Genomic DNA, 15,742 nt, shown 5'->3' on the forward strand with positions numbered 1-15,742 from the left:
CGCCCCCAACGTCAAGCCAGCGCGAAGAGGTTGTGCATGCGCTACTCCACCGAACACAAACAGCAGACCCGCGACAAACTGCTGGCCAGCAGCGGCGCGCTGGCCAAGCGCGGCGGCTTTGCCAGCACTGGCGTTGCCGGCCTGATGAAAGCCATCGGCCTGACCGGCGGGGCCTTCTACAACCACTTCCCGTCCAAGGACGACCTGTTCACCGAAGTGGTGCGCCAGGAGCTGTGCAACAGCCCGCTGGCGCGCCTGGCCGAGCAAGGTGCCGACCGCGAACGTCTGCAACGCTGCCTGCAGCAGTACCTGAGCCTGGCCCACCTGCACAATGCCGAGGGTGGCTGCCCGTTGCCGCCGCTGGGTGTGGAAATTGCCCGCGCGCAACAACCTGTGCGCGAAGAGGCCGAGCACTGGCTGGTGCAACTGCATGCGGCCTGGAGCCAGACCTTGAACGACGAAGCCTTGGCCTGGGTTTTGATCAGCCAGTGTGTCGGCGCCTTGGTGGTCGGGCGCATGCTGGCCAGCGAGCAGGTGCAGGGCGAGTTGCTGCACGCCAGCCAACAGTTTGTTTGCAGGGCCTTGAATGAAGCGGATTGAATGGTTGCTGGCGCTGCTGCTCGCCGCACCGGCACTGGCCGAACAAACCTGCCCGCCCGGGCAGTATCAGGTGTGCCTGATGGGCTGCTTCTGCGCACCGATCGACCCCGGGCAGGCAGGGCAGATTCTGAAAGATGTGGAAACCATGGCCTCCGGCAGCCTGGCCTTCGCGTTACGCCAGGCCCGGGACGAGGCAACCGCTAACGGCACACAGCCCATTCCCTTGCACATTCGCGCCCAGCTGGAGCCGTGGTACGACTTTGCGGTGCTGGACGCGGCGCGCTACCGGGTGGGCAACGAGCAGCAGGTCAGCGCCGCCAACGCGCTGTTGCAAAACCCGGATGTGAATGCGGTGACCTTGATCGACACGATCATTTTCCGCCACACCGGCGATGCCGAGGACAACGTGGCGCTCTGGGCCCATGAACTGAAACATGTGCAGCAGTATCAGGAGCTGGGAGTGGAGGAATTCGCCCGGCGCTATACCCGTAACTACGAGGACCTGGAGGGGCCGGCCTATGCGATCGAGGCCGAGGTGAGCAAGGCGTTGCGCCAGCGCAGTTCGGGGCAGGCGCGCTAGCCTGCCCCGTGTCGATCAGGACGAAACCGCAGCCCCCTGCTCCGCTTGCTCACGACTGGCGTAGCGCTGCGCCAATACCGCGCACACCATCAGCTGGATTTGATGGAACAGCATCAGCGGCAGGATCATCGCCCCGATCCCGCTGCCAACGAACAACACCTGGGCCATCGGCACGCCGGTGGCCAGGCTTTTCTTGGAGCCGGCAAACAGGATGGTGATGCGGTCTTCAAGGCTGAAGCCCAGCACCTTGCCCAGCAGCCGCGTGGCCAGCAGCACCACCGCCAGCAGAATGCCGCACACCGCAAACAAACCGGCCAGGTGCTGCGGCGAAACGGTGTGCCACAACCCGGTCACCACGGCCTCGCTGAAGGCGGTGTAGACCACCAGCAGAATCGACCCTTGGTCCACCAGCTTGAGCCAGCGCGCATTGCGCTTGACCCAGGCACCGATCCAGCGCCGCGCGATCTGCCCGGCAACGAACGGCACCAGCAGTTGCATCGTGATCTTCAGTACCGCATCAAGGCCGGAACCTGTGTCACCACTGGCGCCCAGCAGCATCATCACCAGCAGTGGTGTGAGGAAGATGCCCAGCAGGCTTGAGGCCGCAGCACTGCAGATGGCGGCCGGCACGTTACCCCGAGCCAGCGAGGTGAAGGCAATGGCCGACTGCACCGTGGCCGGCAATGCGCACAAGTACAGCACACCCAAATACAGGTCGTTGCCCACCAGCGGCACGAACAAAGGCTTGAACGCCATCCCCAGCACCGGGAACAGCACGAAGGTGCAGGAGAACACCAACAAGTGCAGGCGCCAGTGCCCGGCACCGGCGATGATCGCCTCGCGGGACAGTTTGGCGCCGTGCAGGAAGAACAGCAGGCCGATGGCCAGGTTGGTCAGCCAGCCAAAATACACCGCGCCGTCGCCCGAGCAGGGCAGCACGGTGGCGATGAACACCACACTGAGCAAGGCCAGGGTGAAGTTGTCGAACAACATGCGCAAATACTTCATAACAGTTTCCGTCTTGTCGTTGTGCAGGTGGCGAGGATAAGGTTCTGGGTTTTTTCCTGCTAACGCCGGAACCCCCATCGGTGTCGCTTAACGGACACCTTATGAAAAAGGATCTTTGCATGCCCGCCGTTCGCATCATCCCACTACTCACCGCCATGGCCCTTGCGGCAAGTGGCATGGCCGCGCACGCAACCGTGCTGCCGCAGGCCTCCATGGATCAGGTGATTGCACCGCTCATGAAGGCGCACGGCATCACCGGCTTGGCAGTTGGCGTTTATGCCAATGGTCAGTCGCACGTATTCAGTTACGGCGTTGCCAGCAAGGCCGACGCTACCCCGGTCACAGCCGATACGCTGTTCGAAATCGGCTCGCTCAGCAAGACCTACACCGCCACCCTCGCCGCATTGGCCGCTGCCGAAGGCAAGCTGGACCTCAGTGCCCCGGCAAGCCGCTACCAAACGGCCCTGGCCGGCGCGCCGCTGGGCAAAGCCAGCGTTCTCGAACTGGGCGCCTATAGCGCTGACTGCCTACCGCTGCAGTTCCCGGACGCCGTGCAAACGCCAGAACAGGTGCTGGCGTTTTTCCGCAACTGGAAGCCTGTCTCCCCGCACGGCACGCAGCGCTGCTATTCCAACCCGAGCCTGGGGCTGTTCGGCGACCTGGCTGCACGCTCCCAGCAACAACCCTTTGCCACGTTGATGACCGGCAAACTGTTACCGCTGATGGGCCTCGAACATACCTACTTGCAGGTGCCGCGCAGCGCGCAACACCTTTACGCCCAAGGTTATGACGCCAACAACCAGCCGGTGCGGGTAAACCCCGGCCCGTTTGCCGATGAGGCCTACGGCATCAAGACCAGCGCCAGCGACCTGCTGCGCTACACCCGCCTGCACATGCACCCTGGCGAGGTGTCCCCTGTATTCGCGAAAACCGCCGCCATCGCGCAGGCCGGGTACTTCCAGGTGGGTGCAATGACTCAGGGGTTGGGCTGGGAACGCTACCCTCTCCCCGTTTCGCTGAATACCCTGCTGGCCGGCAACGGCGCAGGGATGGTACTTCAGCCTCAACCCACCACCGCCCTGCGCCCCGCCCTGCCTGCGCAGCGCGATGCCTGGTACAACAAGACAGGCTCCACCAACGGCTTTGGTGCCTACGCGATGTTCATCCCGTCCGAGGACGTTGCCGTGGTGTTGCTGGCCAATCGTAACTACCCGAACGAGGCGCGCGTGCAGGCCGCCTGGCAGATCCTCTCCCTGTTGCAAAAGCACCCCGCTGAAGGATTGTCCGACAAGATGTAGTGACAAAAAATATTCACTACAAAACCATTGACGCCGTTCATCACCCTTGTGCATGATGAAGCCGTCTCCCCGATCGGGAGCGGTGGCAAGGGTATTCCAGACGGCTTGCGCGGTAACGCAGGCCGTTCGTGGAGCGGGAAACTGTCCAAAAGGCAGCGTGAGAAAGCCCCTGTTGCGATGCTGCTGTAGCAGCCGTGGTAGCGCGCTACATCCTGTGGCGCCAACTGTGAAAATCAACAACAAATGGGTAATGGGGGCTTTTATGATGAACTTGAACAACAATCCGACCATCGACCAACTGGCCCAGCTGTTCGCCGTGCGCAAAGACAGCCTCGACGACCACCTGCTGTGGGTAAGCCAAACCGGCGAAGTGCGGCTCGACCGCCTGCCGCCGAACACGGTCGAAGATGAATTTGAAGCGCACCTGCCGAGCATGCGCGCCCGCTTCAAGGTCTACCGCCGTGGCCAAGGCTACGTCGGCAAGAAGGCCGCCGCCGACACCGAGTTCGTCGGCCGCGTGCTGCAGACCCTGCAACAAGAATGGCCCGCCGCCCGTGAGCGGCAGGCAGTCAAGGTGATTGAACCGCTCAATTGAGGGTTCGCACCACTTACAGAGCCCGGCCCTTTTAGGCCGGGCTTTTTCGTTTGGGGTCTTCGGCTTCAGGTGGTGGTTGCCAGGGAGATCAAGCGCCGCTCGCGCGGCGCATCGCGGATGAATCCGCTCCTACACGTGCCGAACCTGTTACGCCATGGTTGCCTGCCTTGGCGCGCCCCTGTAGGAGCGAATTTATTCGCGATGCGCCGCGCGAGCGGCGCTCGATCTCCCAGAAGACAAATACCTCAAGGCAAACACCCCCGAACAAAAACCCCGCCATCCGGCGGGGTTCTATGAGCAAACTCACTTTTTCGTTGGAACCCTGGGCGTGAAGCGGCCCTTCTTACTGCGCTGCAAATGCGCAGGCTGCAGCCGTTCCGAATCATCCAGGGTCATGTGCGCGAAGCCCAGGCGAAAATCCGCCTGCCCGCAACGCACCTGGCTGTTGATGGGGAATGCATCGTTCATGTCTTCGAAAAAGGACTCGCTCATGCCCTGTCTCCCTTCAGTGGCGACCGCGCCGGCAAGCAGAAGGCTTGCCTGATCAAACGCGACCTGTGCCAGTGAGACTAGCCGGTCATTCGTGGACCGCTCGGCCGCGGCCCGCAGAACCGACCAGTGGCAGCGCGCCTTACTTCAAACGCACTGCTGTACCGGTAGCGAAGACCACGACCATGCCACCTTGCACCGAGGGCATGCTGATTTCGAAGTCCACGCCTACCACTGCATCGGCTTGCAACTGCCGTGCCCGGGCTTTGAGTTCTTCGGTGGCCTGCTCGCGGGCCTCGCGTAGCGCGCTCTCCAGGGTTTGCGAACGCCCCCCGAAGAAGTCACGAAACCGTGCAAAGAAATCGCGCACGAAGTTGATGCCCTGCACCGATTCGGAGCTGACCACGCCCAAATACTCGGCAATCGGGCGGCCTTCGAGCTGGCTGGTGGTGGAAATGATCATGGGCAAAGGCTCCGTCGCTCAGGCAAAGGAGCCCAGTCTAACAAACGCTTCAGGCACTGGCCGCCCGTAGCCGCTGCCCAAGCTTGGGCCCGAACACATTCACCAACAGCCCCAGCATCACCAGCATCGCGCCCCAGCCCTGCACCGCCGTCAGCCGTTCGCCCAGCAACCAGGCCGACGAACTCAGGCCAATCACCGGCACCAGCAAGGAGAACGGCGCCACCTTGCCCGCCGGGTGGCGTGACAGCAGCTTGCTCCACAGGCTGTAGCCCACCATCGTGGCGACAAACGCCAGGTAAGCCAACGCCAGCACCGAGCTCCAGCCGATGTTGGCCAAGGCATGGCCGATCCGCTCTGGCCCTTCGAGCCACCACGACAGCGCCAGAAACGGCAGCGGCGGAATCAAACCACCCCAGATCACCAGGGCCACCAGGTCCACCGAGCCGAAGCGGCGCGTGATGATGTTGCCCAAGCCCCACATGGCGCCGCCACACAAGGTCAGCAACAGGGCAATCACCGGCACATGGCTGCTGTTTTCACTGCCGATCAGCGCCAGGCCGCTAGCCGCCACCAACAGCCCCAGCACACTGGCAAGGCGCATGCGCTCCCCCAGGAACAGTGCGGCGAAGCCCAAGGTGAAGAAGGCCTGGGACTGCAGCACCAGCGACGCCAGGCCCGGTGGCATGCCGCTGTACATGGCCTGGAACAGGAACGCGAACTGGCCAAGGGAAATGGTCATGCCGTAGGCAATCAGCCAGCGCCACGGCAGCTTGGGCCGCTTCACCAGCAAAACCGCCGGGAACGCCACCAGTAGAAAGCGCAGCGCCCCCAGCAGCATCGGCGGCAAGCCATCGAGGCCAACCTTGATGACCACGAAATTGACTCCCCAGGCGACGATCACCACCAGGGCGATCAGCAGGTCCTTGAGCGGCATTGCAGCATCCTTCTTCAGGCGTTCTAGACATATTTCGTAACAGCATAAGGCGAATTCTTTGCAGGGGACCAGCACAGTTGCGGCAAACCCTTGCGCAACAGTCGGGCTGTTATGCCGGCAATACTTCACTTGACCTTACTTGTATAGACATGCTCATATCTGGAGCAAGTCAGCGCCACGATGCCGTGCCGGTGACCCACCTCCCTTACACAAAAACAATGAAGTGGAGCCCTCGATGTCCAGCAAATCCGTGCTCGAACGGCGTTCGATCGATTACATTCCCGAGGCTGAGCGCCATGGCAAGGTGTACAGCCAGTTCACCCTCTGGCTGGGTGCCAACCTGCAGATTACCGCCATCGTCACCGGCGCCCTCGCCGTGGTGCTGGGCGGTGATGTGTTCTGGTCATTGGTCGGCCTGCTGCTGGGGCAGTTGATCGGTGGTGCGGTCATGGCCCTGCACGCGGCCCAAGGGCCAAGGCTGGGTTTGCCGCAGATGATTTCCAGCCGCGTGCAGTTTGGCGTGTATGGTGCGGCCATTCCGATGGTGCTTGTGTGCCTGATGTACCTGGGCTTCACGGCGACCGGCACGGTGTTGTCCGGGCAGGCGATCGGGCAGTTGCTGAGCGTGAGCGACAGCACCGGCATCCTGATTTTCGCATCCGTGATCGTGCTCGCGACCCTCGCCGGCTACCGCGTCATTCACTGGATCGGCCGCATCGCCAGTGTGCTGGGCATCATTGCCTTCATCTATTTGTTCAGCCGTATCCTGATGATCGCCGACATCGGCGACTTGCTGAACAACCGCCACTTCACCTGGGCCTCGTTCCTGCTGGCGGTTTCGCTGGCCGCATCCTGGCAAATCGCATTCGGCCCTTACGTGGCCGACTATTCGCGCTACTTGCCAAGCACTACCTCGCCGGTCAAGACCTTCCTCGCCGCTGGGCTCGGCTCGGTGCTCGGCGCCCAGGCCTCGATGATCCTCGGCGTGTTTGCCGCCGCCATCGCCGGTGGCCAGTTCTCCGGGCGTGAAGTGGCCTACATCGTCGGCCTCGGCGGCGCGGGCACCACTGCAGCATTGCTGTACTTCAGCATTGCTTTCGGCAAGGTGACGATCTCGACGCTGAACTCCTACGGCAGCTTCATGTGCATCGCCACCATCATCAGCGGCTTTCGCGGGCACCTGGCAATCAGCCGCGTGCAACGCCTGGTGTTCGTGCTGGCCATCGTCGGCGCGGCCACGCTGGTAGCCCTGCTCGGCCAGCACTCGTTCCTCAGTGCCTTCAAGTCGTTCATCCTGTTCCTGCTGACCTTCTTCGTGCCCTGGAGCGCGGTCAACCTGGTGGACTACTACTTCATCACCAAGGAACGTTACGATATCCCGGCACTGGCCGACCCCGACGGCCGCTACGGGCGATGGAACTGGCCGGGCATCAGCGTGTACACCGTGGGTGTGCTGATCCAGATGCCGTTCATCGACACCAAGCTTTATACCGGGCCGATGGTTGCCCACCTGGGCGGCGTGGATGTGTCCTGGTTGATCGGCCTGGTAGTGCCAAGCGTGTTGTACTACGTGGTGGCACGCCGACGCGCCGCCGAAGCACCGGCCAGCATGATCGTGCCGCAGGTGCGCTGACCGGGCTTCATTTGCACTGTGCCACCGCCCCGTGGCATAGATACATGCTTTGCGCCTTTCATGGAGTGCCGAGCATGAGCAAAACCCCTTATATACCGCCCAAGGTCTGGCGAAACGAGGCTGCCTCTGGCGGCCAGTTCGCCAGCATCAATCGCCCGGTGGCCGGCCCGACGCATGACAAGGAACTGCCAATAGGCAAGCACCCCTTGCAGCTTTACTCCCTGGCCACGCCCAATGGCGTGAAGGTCACCATTCTGCTGGAAGAATTGCTCGCGCTGGGGCACGCCGGTGCCGAGTACGACGCCTGGCTGATCCGCATTGGCGAAGGTGACCAGTTCTCCAGTGGCTTCGTGCAAGTCAACCCCAACTCCAAGATCCCTGCCCTGCTCGACAACAGCGTGGAGCCGCCAGTGCGGGTGTTCGAGTCGGGTTCGATTCTGCTCTATCTGGCTGAGAAGTTCGGCGCCTTGTTGCCAAAGGACGCGGCAAAACGTACCGAGAGCCTGAACTGGCTGTTCTGGCAGATGGGTTCTGCACCGTACCTGGGCGGTGGTTTTGGTCACTTCTATGTGTATGCCCCAGAGAAGTTCGAATACGCCATCAACCGCTTCACCATGGAAGCCAAGCGGCAACTGGACGTGCTTGATCGCCGCCTGGCCGAAAGCCGCTACCTGGGCGGTGATGACTACAGCATCGCCGATATCGCCGTGTGGCCCTGGTATGGCCAGCTGGTGCGCGGCAACCTGTATGGCGCCGCGGAGTTTCTGGCGGTCGAGGAATACCCTAACGTGCAGCGCTGGGCAGAAGAGATAGCCCAACGCCCTGCCGTGCAGCGCGGCACGCGGGTGAACCGCACTTGGGGGGATGAGGCCAGCCAGGTGGCCGAGCGGCATTCGGCTGCCGACCTGGGCTGAACCGATGGCGCGGGGAGCATCCGATTGCTCCCCTGCAACAACCCATTTCTGCGGCGCAAACCTCCCTCCCCACAGACCTTCTAGTACACTCCTCGCACTAGCCCCCACCTGAACATTTTGGTGAAAGCATGATCGAGGTAACCGAGGTTTCCATTGCCGAGCTGCGTGACGCGCTCGAGTCTGGCCGCACGACGGCGGTCGAGCTGGTCAAGGCCTACCTGGCGCGCATCGACGCCTACGATGGAGCCGACACCGCCACCGCGCTGAACGCCGTGGTCGTGCGTAACCCAGAGGCCCTTAAAGAGGCCGAAGCGTCCGATGCCCGCCGCGCCAAGGGCCAAACCCTGAGCCCGTTGGACGGCATCCCCTACACCGCCAAGGACAGCTACCTGGTCAAAGGCCTGACCGCCGCCTCCGGCAGCCCGGCCTTCAAAGACCTGGTGGCCCAACGCGACGCCTTCACCATCGAGCGCCTGCGCGCCGCCGGTGCCGTGTGCCTGGGCAAAACCAACATGCCGCCCATGGCCAACGGCGGCATGCAGCGCGGCGTGTACGGCCGCGCCGAAAGCCCCTACAACGCCAGCTACCTGACCGCGCCCTTCGCATCCGGCTCGTCCAACGGTGCCGGCACCGCCACGGCGGCCAGCTTCAGCGCCTTCGGCCTGGCCGAAGAAACCTGGTCCAGTGGCCGTGGCCCCGCGTCCAACAACGGCCTGTGCGCCTACACCCCGTCGCGCGGCGTGATTTCGGTACGCGGCAACTGGCCGCTGACGCCGACCATGGACGTGGTGGTGCCGTACGCCCGCACCATGGCCGACCTGCTGGAAATCCTCGATGTGGTAGTGGCCGACGACGCCGACACCCGTGGCGACCTGTGGCGCCTGCAGCCCTGGGTGCCGATCCCGGCAGCATCCAGCGTACGCCCGGCGTCCTACCTGGACCTTGCCGTGAACGCCAGCGCCCTGAAAGGCAAGCGCTTTGGCGTGCCTCGCATGTACATCAATGCCGACCTCGAAGCCGGCACCTCGGAGAAACCAGGCATCGGCGGCCCGACCGGCCAGCGCATCAACACCCGCGCCAGCGTCATCGACTTGTGGAAGCAGGCGCGCCAGGCCCTGGAAGCGGCCGGTGCCGAAGTCGTCGAAGTCGACTTCCCGCTGGTGTCCAACTGCGAGGGCGACCGCCCGGGCGCCCCGACCGTGTACAACCGTGGCATCGTCAGCAAGGCATTCCTGCACGACGAGCTGTGGGAACTCTCGGGCTGGGCCTTCGACGACTACCTGCGCGCCAACAACGACCCCAAGCTCAACCGCCTGGCCGACGTTGACGGCCCGCAAATCTTCCCCCACGACCCGGGCACCCTCCCCAACCGTGAAGACGACCTGGCCGCTGGCATGGACGAGTACGTCAACATGGCCAAGCGCGGCCTGAAAACCTGGGACCAGATCGAAACCCTGCCCGACGGCCTGCGGGGCCTGGAGCAAACCCGCAAGCTGGACCTGGAAGACTGGATGGACACACTGGGCCTGGACGCGGTGCTGTTCCCGACCGTGGCCGACGTGGGCCCGGCCGATGCCGACGTCAACCCGGCCTCGGCAGACATCGCCTGGAGCAACGGCATCTGGGTGGCCAACGGCAACCTGGCCATCCGTCACCTGGGCGTGCCGACCGTCACCGTGCCAATGGGCGTGATGGCCGATATCGGCATGCCGGTGGGCCTGACCTTCGCCGGTAAGGCCTACAGCGACAATGCCTTGCTCAGCTATGCCGCAGCGTTCGAATCGACCGGTGAGCGGCGCATGATCCCGCCGCGTACGCCTGCCCTGGGTTGATCCATTGCGGGCCGCCTCGCGGCCCGCTTTGCCCGCCATCAGAACAGTCACACAAACCTGTTCCAATCCCCCCTGACGAAATACGCATCTCGCCCTTTCGATCTGCAGCAAGTGAAGGCACAATGCGTGTCCTTTTTTTGGCCGGCCTGGCCGGGGGCCTTTAAATGATCAAGACGCCGTACTACCTCATCGATAAAACCAAGCTGCTGGGCAACATGGAGAAGATCGCCTACGTGCGCGAACACTCCGGTGCCAAGGCGCTGCTCGCCCTCAAGTGCTTCGCGACCTGGTCGGTATTCGACCTGATGCAGCAGTACATGGACGGCACCACCTCTTCGTCGCTGTTCGAGCTCAAGCTCGGCCGCCAGAAATTCGCCGGCGAAACCCACGCCTACAGCGTGGCGTGGGCCGATGACGAAGTCGAGGAAATGCTCGAGAACTGCGACAAGATCATCTTCAACTCGATCGGCCAGCTGCAGCGCTTTGCCGAGCAGTCCGAAGGCAAGGTCCGTGGCCTGCGCGTCAACCCGCAGGTCAGCAGCTCCGACTACCTGCTGGCCGACCCGGCGCGCCCGTTCAGCCGCCTGGGCGAATGGGACCCGGCGAAGATCGAGCAGGTGATCGAACAGATCTCCGGCTTCATGTTCCACAACAACTGCGAGAACGGCGACTTCGGCCTGTTCGACAAGATGCTCTCGCACATCGAAGAGCGCTTCGGCCACCTGCTGCACAAGGTCGAGTGGGTGAGCCTGGGTGGCGGCATTCACTTCACTGGTGAAGGCTACGCAATCGATGCCTTCTGCGCGCGCCTTAAAGCGTTCTCCGAGAAGTACGGTGTGCAGGTTTACCTGGAGCCGGGCGAAGCGGCCATCACCAACAGCGCCTCGCTCGAAGTGACCGTGCTGGACACCCTGTACAACGGCAAGCACCTGGCCGTGGTCGACAGCTCGATCGAAGCACACCTGCTCGACCTGCTCATCTACCGCCTCAACGCCAAGATGGCCCCCAACGACGGTGAGCACACCTACATGGTCTGCGGCAAATCGTGCCTGGCCGGTGACATCTTCGGCGAGTACCAATTCGACCGCCCGCTGGCCATCGGCGATCGCCTGTCGTTCATCGACACGGCAGGTTACACAATGGTCAAGAAAAACTGGTTCAACGGTCTCAAGATGCCGGCCATCGCGGTCAAGCAGCTCGACGGCAGCGTCGAAGTTGTGCGCGAGTTCGGTTTCGAAGACTACGTTTCCAGCCTGTCGTAAGGCAGGCCCTCAAGTAAGGAGCAACAGGTAAATTGAAGAAGAACGTTCTTATCATTGGTGCAGGAGGTGTCGCCAAGGTGGTGGCCCACAAGTGCGCGCAGCATAACGACGAACTGGGTCGTATCGCTATCGCGTCACGGAACATCTCCAAATGCCAGGCCATCATCGACAGCGTCAAGGCCAAGGGTAGCCTCAAGGTACCCGCCGACATCCAGGCCTTTGCGCTCAATGCCCTCGATGTCGAGGCAACCAAGGCACTGATCCGCGAAACCGAATCGCAGATCGTGATCAACGTGGGCTCCGCGTTCCTGAACATGTCGGTGCTGCGTGCCTGCATCGATACCGGTGTCGCCTACCTGGACACCGCCATTCACGAAGAACCGGGCAAAATCTGCGAAACCCCGCCCTGGTATGGCAACTACGAGTGGAAGCACCTCGAAGAATGCCAGCAGAAGAACATTACCGCCATTCTCGGCGTCGGCTTCGACCCGGGTGTGGTGAACAGCTACGCGAAACTCGCGCAGCAACAGTATTTCGACAGCATTGATTCGATCGACATCCTCGACGTCAATGCCGGTTCGCATGGCAAGTACTTCGCCACCAACTTCGACCCGGAAATCAACTTCCGCGAGTTCACCGGGCAAGTATGGAGCTGGCAGAACAGCCAGTGGACCAGCAACACCATGTTCGAAGTCAAGCGTACCGACGACCTGCCCGTGGTAGGTTCGCAAAACCTGTACCTGACCGGCCACGACGAGGTTCATTCGATTTCGAAGAACCTGAACGTGCCGAACGTGCGTTTCTGGATGAGCTTCGGCGAGCACTACATCAACGTGTTCACCGTGCTGAAAAACCTGGGCCTGCTCTCGGAGCAACCGGTGAAAACCGCCGAAGGCCTGGAAGTGGTACCGCTGAAAGTGGTCAAGGCCGTGCTGCCGGACCCAGCCTCGCTGGCCCCGGGCTACACCGGCAAAACCTGCATTGGTGACCTGGTCAAGGGCACCAAGGACGGCCAGCCGCGTGAAGTGTTCATCTACAACGTAGCTGACCACGAAGAAGCCTATGCCGAGACCGACAGCCAGGGCATTTCCTACACTGCCGGTGTACCGCCAGTGGCAGCGGCCCTGCTGGTCGCCCGTGGCGAATGGGATGCCAAGCGCATGGTCAACGTCGAGGAACTGCCGGCCGAGCCGTTCCTGAAGGCGCTGGACGTGATGGGCCTGCCAACCCGCGTGAAGGATGAAAACGGTGATCGTCCTTGGGACGCTGAAGCCTAAGCATGTAACTAGCAAGGCGCCGACTGGCGCCTTGCTAGTTACAATCAAAAACTTTTGACACACTCTGCCCTACAAACTTTATTGCAAAATACTTCGGTACCGTCTTCTCCATAGTGCTTGCAATTCAATGGCACTTGCCCTGATAATTTTTGACGTCCCTCCGAGAGAACACAAACGGGCACGCCTTTGAACTCTCACCTCCTTACGAGCAAATACATCATATGGACTTGAAGATAGCATGGTGGAACTGCCACCTATCTCCACCAAGCACCCAAGCAAAGCCAAAAGGCGCTTCAACAGAATTTTTACTGATCATACAGGGGCTACTAAATCTCAAAATTGATATTTTGTGCCTGTGCGAAGTTAATGATAATGACTGCGAGGCCATCAAGGAATATCTGGCATTCGCCAGCATCGAAAAGCCCGAACTCTCCAAATTTTCAGTCAAATCCTTGTTTAGCAAGCGCGGAAACTCAATCGATGATTTCGCACTATTATATAATCGCGAAAAAATCACTATTGAGGGCGAAGCTGTCGCGCTCAACAAAAAAACCGATATTACCGAAAAGTATTTAAAGGTTGGCAACCGACTCCAACTCACACTACCAGGCAAGCTGACGCTCTGGCTCTTCATGTGTCACTGGCAAAGTCGTGGAACTTATCATGAGGACGCGCAAATACGATCAGAGCTTGCCGCAGCCCTGCGCAGCAGCGTGAACGAGATATTGGATAATTCGCCAGATGCCTTAATAGCCGTCTGTGGCGACTTCAATGATGAGCCCTTCAACCGATCGGTACAAATGGACCTGAAAGCTAGCCGTGACATTCATTATGTCAGAAGAAGAAAAAAGTCACTTTTCAACCCCTTCTGGCGGCTCATGGGGGTTACCGATCTTGTTGAGACACCTCATCACCCCGTGGGAACGTGCTACACTTCGGACAGCATCCACCTGACTCACTGGAAAACTTTCGATCAGATCATTCTGTCCTCAGGTTTTCTTCTTGATGATTGGAAGTTTTCTGGTGAAGGGGCTGAGATCATACATTATATTCGCCCTGAGAACCCAACCTCAACGTGGCATGAAATCTCTGATCATTATCCTATTCTCTGCAGCCTAAAAAGGGTATCACAATGAATTTTTTAGACCTCATAGGAAAAGGCATAGAAAAGTCCAACACTTCCAAAGCCGCCTCTCGAGAAGTTGAACTTGTCTTCAAAGAGCTGAACACTCAACTCCAAGAGTTTCGACCTTTCCCCCTTAAGCTGTACAGATCCACTTCCACGATGCAAAACTTAGCGCTTACTCTCGGAAAATTGCATAACGCTGAGCATGAGTACCTTCCGGAGGACCAACTCCACCTGTCAGCAGAGCTTTACGAAAATACTTTTGCAATAGAAACCGTTGCAGGTTGGAGACAGCACATAGATGGCTATCCGTGCACGCTCAAATTTAGCGGGCAAGAAATATCATGTTTCAATAAAAAAGAATTACTCTCTGCCATTTCAGAGCTTTTGACATCCATCTCATTTGGAAATGCAGTTAACAATCTCATAGAACGATCAAAAAACAAAAAATCAGAAACACCGCCCCCGCATGATTCGGCACCCACCCCCAATAAAAAAACCGCCAAGAAGCCTACTCGTAAAAAGCCGGAGGACCACAGTCCATCAATGTAAATGACTGTCAATTTCGAAAGGCTGCTGCACCTGTCAGCGTAGACGCGGCAGCAGCCCTTCAGTGTTTTCTTTTTACTTTCGTACCTCCAGAATCAGATTAAACGGCGTCTGCTTCGCACGCCGGAACTGCGTGAACCCTGCCTCCTCGAACACCGCCCGCAACCGCGCCTCCCCTGCCTGTGCGCCCAGCCCCAATCCCACTTCCTGCGACAACGAATTCGGCGTGCAGATAAACGTCGACGCCGCATAGAACAACCGCCCTACCGGCGTCAGGTTGCCATCCAGCGAATCCTCGGCATAGGGTTCCACCAACATCACCGTGCCATCTGCCTTCAGCGCACGATACGCATGCCGGGCTGCCCCCACCGGGTCACCCATGTCATGCAGGCAATCGAAGAAACACACCAGGTCATGGTCATGGCCCGGGTAATCCTTGGCCGATGCTTTCTGGAAACTCACCCGCCCCTCAAGCCCGGCTTCGCGCGCGCGCTCGCTGGCCGTGGTGATCGACGGCCCATGGTAGTCATACCCCATGAATTTCGACGCTGGAAACGCCTGGGCCATGACCAGCGTCGAGGCACCGTGCCCGCAACCCACGTCCGCCACTTTGGCACCGGCGTTGAGCTTACCCACCACACCCTCCAGCGCTGGTAGCCAATCAGCCACCAGAAATGTCCGGTAGCCGGGGCGGAAGAATCGCTCGGTGCCACTGAACATGCACGGGTGATGATCGCCCCAGGCCAGCCCGCCATCGCCGCGCATGGCGGCCACCAGCTTGTCCTTGTCGTGGAACAGCGCCGCCACCACCGCAGCGCCACCGGCCATGTAGGCCGGTGAATCTTCCAGCGCCAGCGCCATGGCCTGCTCTGGCGGCAGCACGAACTGCCCCTTTTCGTGGACCATGTAGCCCGATGCCGCCTGGGCATTGAGCCACTCGCGCACCAGGCGCGGGTGGCAACCGGTTTTGGCCGCCAACGCCTCCGGTGTGGTCGGCAGGCTGTCGGCCATGGCCCGGTACAGGCCCAGTTCGTCACCCAGGATCACATTGGCCAAGGTCGCCGCCGCGCCCATGTCATTGACCAGCTTGCCCATGAAATCGTGAAGCTTTGCCTCGTCCATGACCTGCCCTCCTCTGCAAGAAGGCCACCGTCAGCGAGGGAGTCCGGCCCGAGGGGGCGG

Annotated in this window: 16 protein-coding genes; 11 read left to right on the plus strand and 5 right to left on the minus strand. The window is 60.8% G+C overall.

Annotated elements, in window-relative coordinates:
* Positions 1-36: 36 nt before the first annotated feature.
* Together PVV54_RS15190 and PVV54_RS15195 are read left to right on the plus strand one after the other, a co-directional pair.
* Entirely contained in the window at positions 37-600 is a 564-nt protein-coding gene (locus tag PVV54_RS15190) for a TetR/AcrR family transcriptional regulator (RefSeq protein ID WP_274906041.1), read from the plus strand.
* Positions 587-1,180, plus strand: coding sequence for an eCIS core domain-containing protein (locus tag PVV54_RS15195; protein ID WP_274906042.1), 594 nt, complete (start codon positions 587-589; stop codon positions 1,178-1,180). The genes PVV54_RS15190 and PVV54_RS15195 overlap by 14 nt, the downstream gene beginning before the upstream one ends.
* Before the next feature lie 15 nt (positions 1,181-1,195).
* On the opposite strand, the gene PVV54_RS15200 is transcribed toward PVV54_RS15195, so the two are convergent.
* Positions 1,196-2,188: a bile acid:sodium symporter family protein gene (locus PVV54_RS15200; RefSeq protein WP_274906043.1), complete on the minus strand. Its 993-nt coding sequence runs from the start codon at positions 2,186-2,188 to the stop codon at positions 1,196-1,198.
* Between the two features lie 119 nt (positions 2,189-2,307).
* On the opposite strand from PVV54_RS15200, the gene ampC reads away from it, so the two are divergent.
* Together ampC and PVV54_RS15210 are read left to right on the plus strand one after the other, a co-directional pair.
* Positions 2,308-3,486, plus strand: a complete 1,179-nt coding sequence (ampC, locus tag PVV54_RS15205) for a class C beta-lactamase (RefSeq protein ID WP_446731417.1) — start codon at positions 2,308-2,310, stop codon at positions 3,484-3,486.
* Positions 3,487-3,748: 262 nt separating this feature from the next.
* Entirely contained in the window at positions 3,749-4,081 is a 333-nt protein-coding gene (locus tag PVV54_RS15210; protein ID WP_261940294.1) for a hypothetical protein, read from the plus strand.
* 303 nt (positions 4,082-4,384) lie between these two features.
* Here PVV54_RS15210 and PVV54_RS15215 read toward each other — a convergent pair whose 3' ends face one another.
* From PVV54_RS15215 to PVV54_RS15225, 3 genes are all read right to left on the minus strand, one after another.
* Positions 4,385-4,573 carry a hypothetical protein gene (locus PVV54_RS15215; protein ID WP_274906044.1) on the minus strand — a complete coding sequence of 63 codons (189 nt, stop codon included), beginning with the start codon at positions 4,571-4,573 and terminating at the stop codon, positions 4,385-4,387.
* Between the two features lie 139 nt (positions 4,574-4,712).
* Entirely contained in the window at positions 4,713-5,033 is a 321-nt protein-coding gene (locus tag PVV54_RS15220) for a YbjQ family protein (RefSeq protein WP_003258990.1), read from the minus strand.
* Between the two features lie 49 nt (positions 5,034-5,082).
* Positions 5,083-5,967 (minus strand): EamA family transporter, encoded by an 885-nt coding sequence (locus PVV54_RS15225; RefSeq protein WP_274906045.1) that lies wholly within the window; start codon positions 5,965-5,967, stop codon positions 5,083-5,085.
* A 235-nt stretch (positions 5,968-6,202) separates the two neighbouring features.
* Between PVV54_RS15225 and PVV54_RS15230 the strand changes: the two genes are divergently transcribed.
* The 7 genes from PVV54_RS15230 (at position 6,203) to PVV54_RS15260 (ending at position 14,563) form a co-directional block, all read left to right on the plus strand.
* Entirely contained in the window at positions 6,203-7,600 is a 1,398-nt protein-coding gene (locus tag PVV54_RS15230; RefSeq protein ID WP_274906046.1) for a purine-cytosine permease family protein, read from the plus strand.
* Positions 7,601-7,674: 74 nt separating this feature from the next.
* A complete protein-coding gene (gene yghU, locus PVV54_RS15235) occupies positions 7,675-8,514 on the plus strand; it encodes a glutathione-dependent disulfide-bond oxidoreductase (protein WP_274906047.1) in 840 nt (279 codons plus the stop codon).
* Positions 8,515-8,642: 128 nt separating this feature from the next.
* Positions 8,643-10,346 (plus strand): amidase, encoded by a 1,704-nt coding sequence (locus tag PVV54_RS15240; RefSeq protein WP_274906048.1) that lies wholly within the window; start codon positions 8,643-8,645, stop codon positions 10,344-10,346.
* A 164-nt stretch (positions 10,347-10,510) separates the two neighbouring features.
* Positions 10,511-11,608: a carboxynorspermidine decarboxylase gene (locus PVV54_RS15245; protein ID WP_274906049.1), complete on the plus strand. Its 1,098-nt coding sequence runs from the start codon at positions 10,511-10,513 to the stop codon at positions 11,606-11,608.
* A gap of 32 nt (positions 11,609-11,640) precedes the next feature.
* Positions 11,641-12,885 (plus strand): saccharopine dehydrogenase family protein, encoded by a 1,245-nt coding sequence (locus tag PVV54_RS15250; RefSeq protein ID WP_274906050.1) that lies wholly within the window; start codon positions 11,641-11,643, stop codon positions 12,883-12,885.
* A gap of 221 nt (positions 12,886-13,106) precedes the next feature.
* On the plus strand, positions 13,107-14,021 hold the full coding sequence (locus tag PVV54_RS15255) for an endonuclease/exonuclease/phosphatase family protein (protein WP_274906051.1): 915 nt from the start codon (positions 13,107-13,109) through the stop codon (positions 14,019-14,021).
* Entirely contained in the window at positions 14,018-14,563 is a 546-nt protein-coding gene (locus tag PVV54_RS15260) for a hypothetical protein (RefSeq protein ID WP_274906052.1), read from the plus strand. The genes PVV54_RS15255 and PVV54_RS15260 overlap by 4 nt, the downstream gene beginning before the upstream one ends.
* Before the next feature lie 72 nt (positions 14,564-14,635).
* Here the strand turns inward: PVV54_RS15260 and PVV54_RS15265 are convergent, their stop codons facing one another.
* Positions 14,636-15,682 carry a class I SAM-dependent methyltransferase gene (locus tag PVV54_RS15265; RefSeq protein ID WP_274906053.1) on the minus strand — a complete coding sequence of 349 codons (1,047 nt, stop codon included), beginning with the start codon at positions 15,680-15,682 and terminating at the stop codon, positions 14,636-14,638.
* Positions 15,683-15,742: the final 60 nt, after the last annotated feature.

This window comes from Pseudomonas sp. PSKL.D1 (assembly GCF_028898945.1).
Lineage (GTDB): Bacteria > Pseudomonadota > Gammaproteobacteria > Pseudomonadales > Pseudomonadaceae > Aquipseudomonas.